This is a genomic window from Paenibacillus wulumuqiensis, from assembly GCF_000971965.1.
Lineage (GTDB): Bacteria > Bacillota > Bacilli > Paenibacillales > Paenibacillaceae > Saccharibacillus > Saccharibacillus wulumuqiensis.
On sequence record NZ_LAQP01000028.1, the window covers coordinates 1 to 14,537 of the forward strand.

13 protein-coding genes and 1 tRNA gene are annotated in these 14,537 nt (G+C 46.0%); 9 read left to right on the top strand and 5 right to left on the bottom strand.

What is annotated here, in order from left to right:
- Positions 1-339: 339 nt before the first annotated feature.
- The gene (locus WH45_RS23035; RefSeq protein WP_052723927.1) at positions 340-960 is read right to left on the bottom strand and encodes a stalk domain-containing protein; all 621 of its coding nucleotides are present in this window, start codon (positions 958-960) and stop codon (positions 340-342) included.
- A gap of 646 nt (positions 961-1,606) precedes the next feature.
- Between WH45_RS23035 and guaB the strand changes: the two genes are divergently transcribed.
- From guaB to WH45_RS22500, 8 genes are all read left to right on the top strand, one after another.
- Positions 1,607-3,064 carry an IMP dehydrogenase gene (gene guaB / locus WH45_RS22465; protein WP_046216667.1) on the top strand — a complete coding sequence of 486 codons (1,458 nt, stop codon included), beginning with the start codon at positions 1,607-1,609 and terminating at the stop codon, positions 3,062-3,064.
- Positions 3,065-3,476: 412 nt separating this feature from the next.
- Complete coding sequence (locus tag WH45_RS22470) at positions 3,477-4,817, top strand: D-alanyl-D-alanine carboxypeptidase family protein (RefSeq protein WP_268748584.1); 1,341 nt, start codon at positions 3,477-3,479, stop codon at positions 4,815-4,817.
- Between the two features lie 274 nt (positions 4,818-5,091).
- Positions 5,092-5,973 (top strand): pyridoxal 5'-phosphate synthase lyase subunit PdxS, encoded by an 882-nt coding sequence (gene pdxS / locus WH45_RS22475; RefSeq protein WP_046216668.1) that lies wholly within the window; start codon positions 5,092-5,094, stop codon positions 5,971-5,973.
- A 16-nt stretch (positions 5,974-5,989) separates the two neighbouring features.
- Positions 5,990-6,574, top strand: coding sequence for a pyridoxal 5'-phosphate synthase glutaminase subunit PdxT (pdxT, locus tag WH45_RS22480; RefSeq protein WP_046216669.1), 585 nt, complete (start codon positions 5,990-5,992; stop codon positions 6,572-6,574).
- A gap of 288 nt (positions 6,575-6,862) precedes the next feature.
- On the top strand, positions 6,863-8,149 hold the full coding sequence (gene serS / locus WH45_RS22485) for a serine--tRNA ligase (RefSeq protein ID WP_046216670.1): 1,287 nt from the start codon (positions 6,863-6,865) through the stop codon (positions 8,147-8,149).
- A 61-nt stretch (positions 8,150-8,210) separates the two neighbouring features.
- Positions 8,211-8,299: transfer RNA gene (locus WH45_RS22490), tRNA-Ser, on the top strand.
- A 196-nt stretch (positions 8,300-8,495) separates the two neighbouring features.
- Positions 8,496-9,395 carry a YitT family protein gene (locus tag WH45_RS22495; RefSeq protein ID WP_052723928.1) on the top strand — a complete coding sequence of 300 codons (900 nt, stop codon included), beginning with the start codon at positions 8,496-8,498 and terminating at the stop codon, positions 9,393-9,395.
- Positions 9,396-9,621: 226 nt separating this feature from the next.
- Complete coding sequence (locus WH45_RS22500) at positions 9,622-10,695, top strand: hypothetical protein (protein WP_046216671.1); 1,074 nt, start codon at positions 9,622-9,624, stop codon at positions 10,693-10,695.
- An 83-nt stretch (positions 10,696-10,778) separates the two neighbouring features.
- Here WH45_RS22500 and WH45_RS22505 read toward each other — a convergent pair whose 3' ends face one another.
- The 4 genes from WH45_RS22505 to motA form a co-directional block, all read right to left on the bottom strand.
- The gene (locus WH45_RS22505; protein ID WP_046216672.1) at positions 10,779-11,402 is read right to left on the bottom strand and encodes a GNAT family N-acetyltransferase; all 624 of its coding nucleotides are present in this window, start codon (positions 11,400-11,402) and stop codon (positions 10,779-10,781) included.
- 15 nt (positions 11,403-11,417) lie between these two features.
- Positions 11,418-11,903, bottom strand: coding sequence for a tRNA adenosine(34) deaminase TadA (gene tadA, locus WH45_RS22510; protein ID WP_052723929.1), 486 nt, complete (start codon positions 11,901-11,903; stop codon positions 11,418-11,420).
- A 335-nt stretch (positions 11,904-12,238) separates the two neighbouring features.
- Positions 12,239-13,090 carry a flagellar motor protein MotB gene (locus WH45_RS22515; RefSeq protein ID WP_046216673.1) on the bottom strand — a complete coding sequence of 284 codons (852 nt, stop codon included), beginning with the start codon at positions 13,088-13,090 and terminating at the stop codon, positions 12,239-12,241.
- A complete protein-coding gene (gene motA, locus WH45_RS22520) occupies positions 13,074-13,880 on the bottom strand; it encodes a flagellar motor stator protein MotA (RefSeq protein WP_046216674.1) in 807 nt (268 codons plus the stop codon). The genes WH45_RS22515 and motA overlap by 17 nt, the downstream gene beginning before the upstream one ends.
- A 186-nt stretch (positions 13,881-14,066) precedes the next feature.
- Between motA and WH45_RS22525 the strand changes: the two genes are divergently transcribed.
- A complete protein-coding gene (locus WH45_RS22525; RefSeq protein ID WP_046216675.1) occupies positions 14,067-14,360 on the top strand; it encodes a hypothetical protein in 294 nt (97 codons plus the stop codon).
- Positions 14,361-14,537: the final 177 nt, after the last annotated feature.

Below are 14,537 nucleotides of genomic sequence, written 5' to 3' on the forward strand. Positions count from 1 at the left end.
CCGCAGGGTCCTGGGAGAGTAGGACGTTGCCAAGCGACGAAAAAGAAAGACGTTATCCAACTGGATAGCGTCTTTTTTGTATTTCTCCTATTTAGATTATTGGTTTAATAAGAAGGAGCAATAGAGCGATAGAGTAATATAATACGCTATAAAGATTTTCATAACCTGTAAAGCATAATCAATAACGGTATCTGCTGATCAGGCCACTCTACCATTTAATTTATAAATAAAAGACTCTTTCCATTTGGAAAGAGTCTTAGTAATATCTCACTAAACTATTTCTTTATGCATAAGCTATTATTTACCTCAATTTTTCGACTAACTTTAACACCGTTACAATTAGTCGTCGTTGCCAGTAGTATCATTATCCTGACTCGGGTTAGTCGATCCACCCGTAGTTGTGTCTACAGTAGTTCCAGAAGCAGGACTGCTTACTTCACCGCCAGTCGTAGAATCTACAGTTCCGCCATTACTGTTTACCGTACCGCTATTGGTTGTTTCTGTGAACGGATTAGTTGTGCCTGTTGTATCTGTACTAGTACCTGTAGTACCAGCATTTGAAGTTGTACCGGTTGTAGTATCAGTAGTTGTTCCTGTAGTACCTGTAGTGTCAGTAGAACCGCTAGTTGTCGATCCACCTGAAGTAGTAGTACCTGCATACGTATTACCTGTAGTTGTAGTGAGCTGTACAGTGCTTGTAGCTGCATTATACACTACATTGGCACCCATCAATTCTGCTGTAGCACGAACAGGAAGATAAGTAGTGCCGTTGTAGGTTAGAGGAGTTACGGCTTTGCCATTAGCGGTTTGCAGAGTCGCCGGATTACCATCTACCTCTACTTTGATTTGATCATTTAAATATGCAGTTACTTCCTCCATGTTCGTAGCAGCCAGTGCACCAGTACCTGTACCAATTAACAGAGCAGAACCAACGAGTAAAGAAGCAATACCTTTTTTCATAATCAATCTCCTTTCAATGCTATAGTGGTTTGTTTATAAAGTACCCAATATAATGGACCTTATTCATATATTTGGAAAAAAATTAGATGAAATTTTGAGTGAATTCGGATAAATGAATTAAAACTTGCAATGTATTGGAGTTAAAAATGCTATGAAACTATAGCTGGCTGCTTGGAATTAACCCGTATAATTATGACTTTATTTGTATAGATATATATAGACGAGCAGTGATGAACTTTAAGCATATTGTTAATTTGGAGTGCCTTGTTAATGAGTAGTGTTTCTTAATACTAAAGGCCCCGGTTAGTATCGATCTAGTGTCCTTACTGAGTGGACAATAGTACTCCATATAAAAGCAATAGCTTTGAATTAGGGGATATTGTCGGAACGTTCTTGACAGCCTATAACCCCTTTGCTAAGATGGCAATAATATATTTTCAGAAACTTATTTTCAAGGCGTACATTTCCTTGTTATTTAAGGTTTTTAATAGAGTATCCGGTTGATTGAATACTTCTGAAAATAGCTTTAACGGAAGATTTCAGAGGGTTTACGATAGATGATCCTGGAAGTCTGTACAGAGTAGGCGAGCGGAATGAATTATTCAATATGGTAAGTATGAATTCAACTAAAGGGAGGAACATCCTCGTGTGGGAAACAAAATTTGCTAAAGAGGGACTAACATTTGATGACGTACTGTTAGTACCGCGTAAGTCCGAAGTGTTACCAAAAGAAGTGAGCGTAGCTACAACATTAAGCAAAAATGTAAAACTGAATGTGCCTTTGATTAGTGCAGGTATGGATACTGTTACGGAAGCTGCAATGGCTATTGCCATGGCTCGTGAAGGTGGTATCGGTGTTATTCACAAAAATATGCCTGTTGAACAGCAGGCTGAAGAAGTAGATCGTGTAAAACGTTCCGAGAGCGGTGTTATTACCAATCCATTCTCTCTCACTCCGGACAAAATGGTATCTGATGCAGAAGCGGTTATGGCTAAATACCGTATCTCCGGTGTACCGATTGTAGACGAAAACAAAACACTGGTCGGCATTATTACCAACCGTGATCTGCGTTTTATCCATGACTACAACATGAAAATCAGCGAAGTAATGACCAGCGAGAATCTGGTAACTGCTCCGGTAGGTACTACACTGCAGGAAGCCGAAGTACTTCTGCAAAAGCATAAAATCGAAAAACTGCCTCTGGTGGATGATAACAATATCCTCAAAGGTCTGATTACGATCAAAGATATCGAAAAAGCGATCCAATTCCCAAATGCAGCGAAGGATGCTCAAGGGCGTCTACTGGTCGGTGCGGCTGTTGGTGTGTCCCAGGATGCATTTGCACGTGCAGAAGCACTGGTTAACGCAGGTGTAGACCTTCTTGTTGTAGACTCCGCACACGGTCATCACATTAACATTCTGGATGCGGTTCGCAAGCTGCGCTCCATGTTCCCTGAGCTGACGATTGTAGCAGGCAATGTGGCTACAGGCGAAGCTACCCGTGATCTGATTCAGGCAGGTGCTTCTGTTGTTAAAGTTGGTATCGGTCCGGGATCGATTTGTACAACTCGTGTTATCGCTGGTATCGGCGTACCACAGGTTACCGCGATCTATGATTGTGCTACTGTAGCCCGTGAGTATGGCGTACCGATCATTGCAGATGGCGGTATCAAGTACTCCGGTGAAATCACCAAAGCACTGGCAGCAGGCGCGGATGCAGTTATGCTGGGAAGCATGTTTGCCGGTACAGAAGAAAGCCCGGGCGAATCCGAAATCTATCAGGGTCGTCGTTTCAAAGTATATCGTGGCATGGGTTCCATGGCTGCAATGAAGCAGGGTAGTAAAGACCGTTACTTCCAGGACGATGATAAGAAGCTCGTTCCGGAAGGTATTGAAGGCCGTGTCGCTTACAAAGGACCATTGTCGGATACTGTTCATCAGCTTATTGGTGGCCTGCGCTCCGGTATGGGTTACTGTGGTACAGCTGATTTGACTGAACTGCGCAATGATACGCAATTTGTCCGCATCACTGGTGCCGGTCTGCGTGAGAGTCACCCGCATGATATTCAGATCACCAAAGAAGCACCGAACTACTCTCTGTAATATAGAGTGTTCTGTTCTGCACTATATGATTGACGTTCGGACAAGCTTGTGATTTTCAGCAAGCTTGTCTTTTTTTGCATGTCGCCGTGTGCTAAAATGAGAAAGTCATTGTGATATTGGGCTTTTCCGTATGTTATGCCTGTTACATAAGCAGCTATTGCATCGAATGGGTCATTGATTGGCTCTGGTGAATAGCTGAATTATCCGGGATTGAATCATTGTGATCATTCGGCTATAGGATTTTACCGGCTATCATCATTATGGAACTGCAAGAATGCCAAATGCTGTATATTACATGAACAACATAAGCTATGACTTTGAGGGGAGCATTAATACATTGGAACGCAAGTTATTAACGCAAAAAGGTAAGAAGTCGAAACGTCAATTGATCAAAAAAAGTGTAGCATCACTGATGCTTGTAAATATGCTTTGTATATCTACGATTATCCCTACAGCTGCCATGGCAGCATCTGCTGCTACATCCAGTACTGCTGCAGATTCAAAGTCTACAGAAGCAGCTGATACTAAAACAGGGTCTGCTGTATCCAATATCAAGGCTCCTGAGTTGCAAGTAAAATCTGCAGTATTGATGGAAGCGTCAACCGGTAAGATTTTGCTATCAATCAATAGTGATGAAGCTCTGCCGCCTGCCAGTATGTCCAAGATGATGACGGAATATCTGGTGTCCGACTACGTTAAACAGGGCAAGATCAAATGGGATGATGAAGTAACTGTATCCGAGAACGCAGCAGCCCAGATCGGTTCGCGTGTATTCCTGGCTGCAGGTGACAAACATACTGTGCTGGATTTATACAAAGCCATGGCTATTGGTTCAGCCAATGATGCTTCTGTAGCACTGGCAGAACATATTGGAGGAACAGAGAAAGACTTTGTTAAACTGATGAATGCCAAAGCCAAAGAATTTGGGATGAAAACAGCCCATTTCGCTAACTCTACAGGCCTTAACGTTGCCGATATGCCGGAAGCGAGCCGTCCGGAAGATGGTAAAGAAACAATTATGTCGGCGATGGACACGGCTATTCTGGCTCGTCATATTGTCGATGATCATCCAGACTTTAGCGATGTAACCAGTATTCAATCGTTCAAGTTCCGTCCAACAGATAAAGCTCCGGTTGTAAACTGGAACTGGATGCTGGAATCCAACTCTTCCATTACTAACTTCAAAGCTTATGCCTACCCAGGTCTGGATGGCCTGAAGACGGGTCATACGGCAGCTGCCAAGCAGTGTTTTACAGGAACAGCAGAACGTAATGGTATGCGTCTCATCAGTGTGGTCATGGGAGCAGAAACCGAAGCAGAGCGCTTTAAGCAAACGAAAAAGGTGCTGGATTACGGCTTTGATAACTTTGAAGTCAAACAAATCATTGGTGCAAAATCCGCTGTATCCGGTCTGGCTACTATCCCGGTAGTCAAAGGTGCAGCAACAGAAGTGCCTGTTGTAACCGATGCAGCTGTTAACGTAGTTGTACCAAAAGGCACAGAACCCAAAAACGTAACTTATACTGTAGCTCAATCCGATGAAGCGGCACGTACTGCTCCAATCGCAGCAAGCAAAGCGCTTGGCACGATTACGTATACTTACAAAAATGACAGCATCGCTCAGGATCAGGTGACTACCGTAAACCTGATCGCTGCCGAGCCTGTCGAAAAGGGAAGCTGGCTGCGCCTGTTCTTCCGTTCGATCGGAGATCTGTTTGGCGACTTGTTCGACTCTGTCAAAAACATGTTCTAATCGATTATCATTGCTGCTGCTGACGGGGAGTATGGCGCATTTTGATAACGCGTCATGACTTCCTCGGACGGCTGCTTTTTCACTTTACCCGCTCGAAGTAAATGTATTGTATATTGCAGAAGTGTCATGTAAAATTATGAGTTAGATTCTGTCCTGTAATCCGCGCTGGCAGTGCGTATAACTTCGATAGCGTAGGCTGACGGAATCACATTATTTTAGGAAGTCAGCATTATGCGATGCACAATGCTTACAGAAAGAATCAGGAGGCATGGACATGGAAACTGGTACATCGAGAGTTAAAAGAGGTATGGCAGAAATGCAAAAAGGCGGCGTCATCATGGACGTCATGAATGCGGAGCAGGCAAAAGTAGCTGAAGCTGCTGGTGCGACAGCGGTTATGGCTCTCGAACGTGTACCTTCTGATATTCGCGCAGCCGGCGGCGTAGCCCGTATGGCTGACCCGACGATTGTGGAAGAAGTCATGAAAGTGGTATCCATTCCTGTTATGGCCAAAGCACGTATTGGCCACTATGTAGAAGCTAAAGTACTGGAGTCACTGGGTGTGGATTATCTCGATGAGAGTGAAGTATTGACCCCTGCTGATGAAGTATTTCATATTGATAAACACGATTTCACCGTACCGTTCGTCTGTGGTGCCAAAGATCTGGGCGAAGCACTGCGTCGTATCGGCGAAGGTGCATCCATGATTCGTACCAAAGGTGAGCCGGGAACAGGCAATATTGTGGAAGCGGTACGTCATATGCGTCATATTAACAGCCAGATCCGCAAAGTACAGAACATGTCGAAGGACGAACTGTATGCAGAAGCGAAAAACCTGGGTGTAGCCTATGATCTGCTGATTGGCGTACATGAGAACGGCAAGCTGCCGGTAGTTAACTTTGCAGCCGGCGGAGTAGCGACACCAGCGGATGCGGCACTGATGATGCATCTGGGTGCTGACGGCGTATTCGTAGGCTCCGGTATTTTCAAATCGGACAGCCCTGAGAAATTTGCCCGTGCCATTGTGGAAGCAACGACGCACTTTAACGACTACAAGCTGATCGCCGAAGTATCCAAAAATCTGGGTGCCCCGATGAAAGGCATTGAAATCTCCAAATTAACTGCGGGCGAGCGCATGCAGGACCGCGGTTGGTAAGAAAGAAGGATTGCACATGAAAATCGGTGTCTTGGCACTGCAGGGTGCCGTTGCAGAGCATATCCGCAGTCTGCAGCTGGCAGGAGCGGAAGCAGTCACTGTCAAGCGTGTAGAGCAGCTGGACGAGATCGACGGAATTGTTATTCCCGGCGGTGAGAGTACAACGATCGGCAAGCTGATGCGTCAATATGGCTTTATAGAAGCATTACAGCAGTTTTCTGCACAGGGCAAGCCGTTATTTGGAACTTGTGCCGGATTAATTGTGCTGGCTGAGCGAATTGCCGGTCATGATCAGGCGCATCTGTCCCTGATGAATATGACGGTGTCCCGTAATGCTTTTGGCAGACAGCGGGAGAGCTTTGAGACAGATCTGGAAGTCAAAGGAATCGATGAACCGATTCGTGCAGTGTTTATCCGTGCGCCGCTGATCCAGGAAGTCGGCGAAGGTGTGGAAGTATTGTCTGTGTATCAGGATGAGATTGTAACGGCAAGGCAGGGACATTTGCTGGCCTGCTCCTTCCATCCGGAATTGACGGACGATTATCGCCTTCATCAGTACTTTGCAGATATGGTGGCACAGTCACTGTCTGCTGCCCATTAATCTGTCTATTGCCGCTATACAGGATGAAGCAGTAGGTTCATCCTGTATGCAGAAACGCAGGAACGTATACAAGCAGGAATGTATAGGATAGACCATACCTTAACTCTTGGCAGCTTCCGCAGACAGGATCGTATTTCTCTCTGCGGATTGCGGCAAGTTCTCACTTGCCCGGTACAGTGTAGTGTTCTTTCAGCAGATTAGAGCCTTTATAGGCTGCTGCAGAATGACTGCCCTGTCGGCGAAAAAGAGAACCGGGAGTTAAGGTTATTTTATTAGGAGGGGTTATTTATGTTAGATGTCAAAATATTGCGTAATGACTACGATCGTGTAGCCACAGCGCTGCAAAACCGCGGCAAATCGCTGGATCTGATCGCAGGCTTCCCGGAGCTGGATACCAAGCGCCGTGAGCTGCTGCAGGAGACCGAGCAGCTGAAAAACCGCCGGAATACCGTATCCGGAGAAGTGGCTCAGCGTAAAAAAAATAAAGAAGATGCCGAAGAACTGATTCTGGAAATGCGTCAGGTGTCCGATCGGATCAAAGCATTGGACGAGGAAATCCGTAACCTGGAGACCGAGATCGATGCGCTGACCCTGTCCATTCCGAACTTGCCTCACAGCAGCGTTCCTGTAGGTGCATCCGAAGACGATAATGTGGAAGTACGACGCAATGGCGAACCACGCCAGTTTGATTTCACACCAAAAGCACACTGGGATGTGGCGCAGGATCTGGGGATTCTCGATTTTGAAGCCGGTGCTAAGGTAACAGGGTCCCGTTTTACTTTTTATAAGGGAATGGGTGCACGTCTGGAGCGCGCACTGATTAACTTTATGATGGATCTGCACAGTGAAGAGCACGGTTATGAAGAGATTCTGCCGCCATATATCGTTAACCGTGATAGCCTGGTAGGTACGGGCCAGCTGCCGAAGTTTGAAGAAGATCTATTCAAACTGACTGATTCGGACTACTATCTGATTCCTACCGCTGAAGTACCGGTAACCAACTACCATCGTGAAGAGATTCTGTCCAAAGAAGATCTGCCCAAGCACTATGTTGCCTACAGCTCCTGCTTCCGTTCCGAAGCCGGTGCAGCCGGACGGGATACACGCGGATTGATTCGTCAGCACCAGTTCAACAAGGTCGAGCTGATCAAACTGGTTGAACCGGAGACTTCTTATGAAGAATTGGAGAAAATGACAGCCAATGCGGAGCGCGTACTGCAGCTGCTAGGTCTGCCATACCGTGTACTGGCTCTTTGCACCGCAGATATGGGCTTCAGTGCGGCCAAAACTTATGATCTGGAAGTATGGCTGCCGGAAAGCAATATGTATCGTGAGATCTCTTCCTGCTCGAACGTAGAGGATTTCCAGGCGCGCCGTGCAAGTATCCGCTATCGCAAAGACAGCAAGGGCAAGCCTGAATTCGTACACACGCTGAACGGTTCGGGTCTGGCTGTAGGCCGTACGGTAGCTGCTATTCTGGAAAACTACCAGCAGGAAGACGGAAGTGTCGTGGTACCTGAAGTGCTTCGTCCGTATATGCGCGGTGTAGAAGTAATTGGCGGTACAGCGAAATAAAAGTTGTCATGACTAAAGATGTATGATATGATATTTGTGTTGTGCAATATTAGTATTTAATGGAGAGGTACCGAAGCGGTCATAACGGGGCGGTCTTGAAAACCGTTAGGGTGCAAGCCCACGTGGGTTCGAATCCCACCCTCTCCGCCATACATCTACAATAACCAAGTCGTTCCAAACCGGGGCGACTTTTTTTGTATTTCCGTCCAATACATCTTGATTTATATAGGATGAACAGCCATTTTATGCCATAATATAGAGGTGGACGTTACGAACTTCCGTGCATTTGGAAAAAAGTTGCCACCATGTAGCATGAAAGAACGTACATAGAAAAAGGAGGATCGCCATGGCTGTCAAACAACCTCCAGTATCCGAGTTCGCACCGGTAGAACACGGAAGACGTTCACTGAAAAGTACGCTGGCTCGCTCGCTGCTGATTGTCCTCGGGGCTATGACGGTAGCCGCTTCACTTGAGCTGTTTCTGGTACCCAATAATATTACGGATGGCGGAATTACAGGCATATCCATTATCATGTCTTTTTTGACGGGATGGAAGCTGGGCGTATTTCTGTTCCTGCTGAATCTGCCATTTCTCGTGCTTGGTTATAAGCAGATTGGCAAAACTTTTGCATTATCCACACTGCTGGGCATTACTGTGATGTCGATAGGCACCCTGCTGCTGCATCCGGTAGAAGCAGTAGTGAAGGAAACGGTGCTGGCTTTTGTATTTGGTGGGATGTTCCTCGGATTGGGGACAGGACTGGTTCTGCGTTCCGGGGGATCGCTCGATGGAACAGAGATTATCGCTATTTTGCTGTCCCGGCGGTCGGTTTTCTCGGTAGGGGAAATCGTTATGATTCTGAACGTATTTATACTCTGCGGCGCAGGATTTGTATTTGGTTGGGACCGGGCAATGTATTCCATTATCGCGTATTATATTGCTACCAAGGTCATCGATATTACAATCGATGGTCTGGATCAGTCCAAGTCGGTATGGATTATCAGCGAACGAACACATGATATTGGCGATGCGATTATCAGCCGGCTCGGAAGAACGGTTACTTATTTATCCGGAGAAGGTGGATTCTCGGGGGAAGAAAAGAAAGTGATTTTCTGCGTCATTTCCCGGCTGGAAGAAGCCAAGCTCAAAGAGATTGTAAATCATTTTGACGAAAATGCATTCATGGCGGTAGGTAATATCCACGATGTCAAAGGTGGCCGTTTCAAAAAACAGGATATTCATTAAAGCTCCTTGTACAGGCAGAAATTAGATATAATCTGGTATAAAAAGGTGACTGTCCTAATTTCTGCGTTATCCTGAACGGCTTTTGCAGTTATTTATAACCAATTTAAGGTTTGTCATTTAAAATACTGCCAAAATGGTTTATCATGGATGCGGAGTCCATAAACCGTTTGCTTTTGACAAATGGAGCAATACTTCATTGATGGACACAAACGAAAGGGGTAACAACATGAACAAAAGATTGACTGGAAGCCTTTTGGCGATCCTGCTGGTATTTACACTGGCACTGGTAGGTTGTACCAAAAAAGAAGAACCTAAAGCGGCTGTAAAAGCAGCAGCAACCAATGCTGCCCAAATGACATCGTATGCAATGACAAGTCAGTTTAAAATTACGAATCTGGCATTTACAACTGCCGATGGCAAAGCATCTACAGATCCGACTACTGCACAGATTGCCAATACGCTGAAAAATGCGCAGGTCTCTGTAACCGGTATGTATCAAAGCAATCCGATGCAAACGGAAATGACGATGAACGTAAACCTGAGCGATGGCGCTATCAATATCAAGCTGCCAATGATCATGACACAGGAAACCATGTACGTAAAAATTCCACAAATTCCAATGCTGCCTCTGCCAGAGACAGTAGTCGGTAAATTCCTGAAGCTGGATCTGAAAGAACTGGCTGAAATGGAAGGACAGGAATACAAGCCGCTGAGCGTAGAGACCAGCCAAAAGCTGTCCCAGGAGCTGTCCAGTGCAGTACTGGATAAATACGATCAAGCGAAATACTTCAAAGATGTAGACAAAAAAGATGCAGCTCTGCCTGAAGGCGTGGATGCCAAGCAGGTTGTTCAATTCGCTGTAACGAACGAAAATGCCAAAGAAGCAGTAACAATCTTTGTAAAACAGGCACTGCCAGCTGTACTGGATGTACTGTCCAAAGAAGAATACCGTTCTGCACTGAACATCACGCAATCGGATCTCGATGAAGTGAAAAAATCCCTGCAGTCCGAAGATTCCCAGAACGAATTCACCAAAACGGTGAATGAGATGGATAAATACATGACGCTAAACCAGTTCCATGTAGATACAGCGATTAACGATGATAACTTCCCGGTATATCAGAAGATGGTCATGGATGCGGTATTTGCAAATCCGGATACCAAAGAAAACGTGAAGGTAGCACTGGAAGGAAGCAGCCAGTACTCCAAAATCAATGAAAAACAAACATTCAGCCTGGGTATTCCAACAGGTGACGATGTTGTAACAATGGATCAACTGCAGCAGGAAATGGGCTACTAAGATCTGGAATTCGCAGCGTAAATGATGAAGACAAGAGAGCCGCTCATGCAGCTTTTCACTATTTCAGACAAAAGCCTCACCGTTCATAGCGAACGGTGAGGCTTTTCCTGTTGAGACCCTGATATACCGGCGGTGGAAGAGAAAGAAGGATCCTCCAGATCACTGGCGAGAATGGCATAGATCTGATGATCTTCCCACTGGCCGTTAATTTTGACGAGCTGACGGGCAATGCCTTCCGGCTGGAAGCCGCATTTCTCCACTACACGGCGTGAAGCTGTATTATGGGGAATAATGCCCGCCTGGATACGATGCAGCCCCAGAGAGCGAAATGCGTAATCCACAATCAGTTTGACTGCAGCTGTCATGTAACCTTGACCCTGATGAAGATGACTCAGCGAATATCCGATCTCGGCGAACTGACCTACACCGCGCACGATATGACTGAGTGAGATAGTTCCGATTAGCTGCTGACTCTGTGTGATAAAGATACCAAACAGATATCCCCAGTCCTCTGCCGCTTCCTGGCGACGCCGATAGATGAGATCGAGCTGGCTGGCTAATGTGAAAAACTCTTCCGGGTACCTTGGCTCATACTGCTGATTGGCTTCCCGGCTCTGAAGACGGAGCTGCAGCAGGGATTCGGCATCATCGGGATGAAGCTGCCGGACATGAATGCCTTTATTGGCATGGTAAAGCTCAATAGACATCGATCCATCCTCCTTTTACTCAGGCTGCAGTGGCTTCGGTTTCTTGAGGCGAAGTCGAAGCTCGCGGAAGAAGCGGGTTAACAGCGAGGCGCATTCTTCCTGCAGAATGCCTTCCAGCACCTCGGTACGATGGTTAAACCTTGGTTCCTGGAGCAGATTCATCAGGGTACCCGCACAGCCGGCCTTGGGATCGACGGTACCATAGACGACATTGGGAATACGGCTCTGTACGATAGCGCCTGCACACATCGGGCAGGGCTCCAGCGTTACGTATAATGTACAGTCCAGCAGCCGCCAGGAACTGAGTGATTCACTCGCTTCCCGGATCGCCAAAATTTCGGCATGGGCGGTAGCATCGTGAGTCGTCTCCCGCAAATTATAACCGCGTCCGACGATCTCATTATTTTTGACAATAACCGCACCGATAGGTACTTCACCCAGTTTTTCTGCCTTTTCCGCTTCCCGGATGGCCTCTCTCATCCAGTGCGTATGTTGTTCCATTAAAATTGAAAACACTTCCTTTTTATATGACTATTTATCGTACTTGTACATCGAACAAATATTCGTTGTTAACAGCTTGTGGATAGAATTGTGGATAACTTTATTTTGCTGTGGAAAACCTTGCTGTGTAAGCGTTCTGTGGATAAATGAGTACAAATAAATCATCCGAAATGCCTGAATATCATGATTTATGCCCTTATATAATTGTAGGCAATACCGGATTTCTTTTCAATCGGCTAAGGCAAACAGATTGGTTAAAAAGCCAAAAACAGGCGGATACAGAATGCTCTGTATCCGCCTGTTTTGAAGAAGATCGCGGTATAACTTATTATTTGTTATTTATTGTTGTCCGAAACCGATTGGAGCGTAGGCTTCACGTCATTGTCCACATACTTACGTACAATGGCTACTTCAACCCGGCGATTCTTGGCACGGCCCACATTGTTGCCGTTACTGTCAATCGGGCGATATTCACCATAACCGATCGCACTGAATTTGCGCGGATTCAGGTTCTTGTTCAGCAGCATAATCTGCATAAAGTTGAGTGCACGATCCGAGCTCAGATTCCAGTTGGATGTATACCGGGAAGTGGAGATTGGAACATTATCCGTATGACCGGAGACAATTACATCATAATTCGGAATTTCCTGCAGAATCGCGGCCAATGACTTGGCGAGCTTGCGGGAGTCTGGCTTCACTGTAGCCTGTCCGGAAGCGAACAGGGTATTATCACTGATTGTAATGCTCAGTTCGGACTGGTTCAGCTTGGTAGTCAGCTGAGTGCTTAATCCATTTTCCTTGATATACTTATCCAGCTTGCGCTTGAGGTCTTCCAGATCCTTCTGTTCCTGCTTTTTCAGCTGCTCGCGCAGTTTTTGCTTGGAATTGGCTGATGTATCCTGAGGTGAAGCAGCTGCAGCAGCTGCTGTTGAATCCTGAGGCTCTTTGTTCGGTACTTTACCTGCGGTTGGAGCCATCGCGTTCTCGTTAAGTACGCCTGTACCTCCGGAAAATGCAGCACTGAGCGCCTGCGCCATCTGTTCAAACTTGGCTGCATCCATTGAACTCATGGAGAACAGGGTAATGAACAGAGCGAGCAGCAGCGTCATTAAGTCGGAATAAGGAAGCAGCCAGCTTTCGTCCGCATGCTCCTCGTGGGGTTCATGTCGTTTACCCTTCTTGCTCACTGGCTTTACCTCCTCCGTCAGCATCCATTGCAGCTACTTCTGTAGGAGTCAGGAACACGGACAGTTTCTGGCTGATGGCCATGGTTGACACGCCTGATTGGATAGACAGAAGTCCTTCGACCATCATCAGCTTTACTTCGACTTCTGTTTTGGACAGACGCTTCAACTTGTTGGCCATCGGATGCCATAGTACATAACCACTAAAGATACCGAGAACAGTCGCGATAAATGCACCGGCGATTGCATGAGACAGTTTACCCATATCACTCAAATCGGCGAGTGCCGCGATCAGACCGACTACGGCACCGAGTACGCCGAGTGTAGGAGCATACATACCTGCCTGAGTGAAAATCAGGGCACCCGAACGGTGACGTTCTTCGGTTGCATTAATATCTTCCATTAGAACATCCTGAACAAATTCCTGATCGTTACCATCGATAATCATACGCATACCATTGCGAAGGAATGTATTGTCAATTTCTTCGACTTTGGATTCCAGTGCGAGCAATCCTTCACGGCGGGTAATGGAAGCCCATTCCATGAACATGCGTACCAATTCTGTTTTGCTCATAAGCGGTTTTTCTTTGAAAATAATACCGAAAAGCTTAGGGATACGTTTTACTTCCGGCATCGGGAATGCCATAAAAATCGTACCTGCCGTACCTACGAAAATAATAACGTATGCAGCAGGGTTGTTGACCAAACTGATCAGTGGAGCTCCTTTGAGCATCATCCCGACAACCAGGGATAATAACCCGAGTGCCAGACCAATAATTGTTGAAATTTGCATAATACACCTCGTCCATGAGTATATAGTTTATTTCCTGCATCATTCTCTTCCATGGAATGATGGCGTTGCTTGAAAGCTGATACTTTTTTATCGACAGAATATGATACTTTGTTAAGAGTTTTTTGAGTTATAATGGAAAGAAGTTGGCAATTGTGACAATATCGGCAGTTTGGAAGGAGTAGAGGTATGGGGGTAAAACACGGTCGTGATTATGAGGGGATTCTGGAGGATCTGACTGCAGCGCTGGATCTGATCCCGGACAGCTATGTATTCTTTCATATGGAATCGGAGGAATGGGAAGCTCTGCAGGATAGTGAAAAGCGTGAAGTTCAGGAAGCACTGGCAGAAGACCTTTTCTATGCGCTGGGTTCAGAGTCCATGATTCATGTAGGCAGCGGAATTGTCATTTATGACTCCGATACACATCGCATTAACATTCTGATCGGTGAAAAGGAAATGACCTCTGTATTGTTGATCTGATAACAGTTACGTTTGTACACTTATATAATTTCCAAGTAGGCAAGTTGCAGTCGTACAGAAAGTCAGGCTTCAACAAAAATGCAAAAAAGCCCACAACCTGCTTGGTCAAGCCCCTATTTTGTAGACAGTTAAAAAAGCCCCATCAAGCAAACTGGCGTCGGTACTCTACCGGCGTCA

Bases quoted from the DNA above. Each gene is read 5' to 3' on its own strand.
- WH45_RS22500 (WP_046216671.1), top strand. From the start codon at position 9,622: ATGAACAAAAGATTGACTGGAAGCCTTTTGGCGATCCTGCTGGTATTT.
- pdxS (WP_046216668.1), top strand. From the start codon at position 5,092: ATGGAAACTGGTACATCGAGAGTTAAAAGAGGTATGGCAGAAATGCAA.
- motA (WP_046216674.1), bottom strand. From the start codon at position 13,880: ATGCAAATTTCAACAATTATTGGTCTGGCACTCGGGTTATTATCCCTG.
- WH45_RS22470 (WP_268748584.1), top strand. From the start codon at position 3,477: ATGCTTGTAAATATGCTTTGTATATCTACGATTATCCCTACAGCTGCC.
- serS (WP_046216670.1), top strand. From the start codon at position 6,863: ATGTTAGATGTCAAAATATTGCGTAATGACTACGATCGTGTAGCCACA.
- tadA (WP_052723929.1), bottom strand. From the start codon at position 11,903: ATGGAACAACATACGCACTGGATGAGAGAGGCCATCCGGGAAGCGGAA.
- WH45_RS23035 (WP_052723927.1), bottom strand. From the start codon at position 960: ATGAAAAAAGGTATTGCTTCTTTACTCGTTGGTTCTGCTCTGTTAATT.
- WH45_RS22525 (WP_046216675.1), top strand. From the start codon at position 14,067: ATGGGGGTAAAACACGGTCGTGATTATGAGGGGATTCTGGAGGATCTG.
- pdxT (WP_046216669.1), top strand. From the start codon at position 5,990: ATGAAAATCGGTGTCTTGGCACTGCAGGGTGCCGTTGCAGAGCATATC.
- WH45_RS22495 (WP_052723928.1), top strand. From the start codon at position 8,496: ATGGCTGTCAAACAACCTCCAGTATCCGAGTTCGCACCGGTAGAACAC.
- WH45_RS22505 (WP_046216672.1), bottom strand. From the start codon at position 11,402: ATGTCTATTGAGCTTTACCATGCCAATAAAGGCATTCATGTCCGGCAG.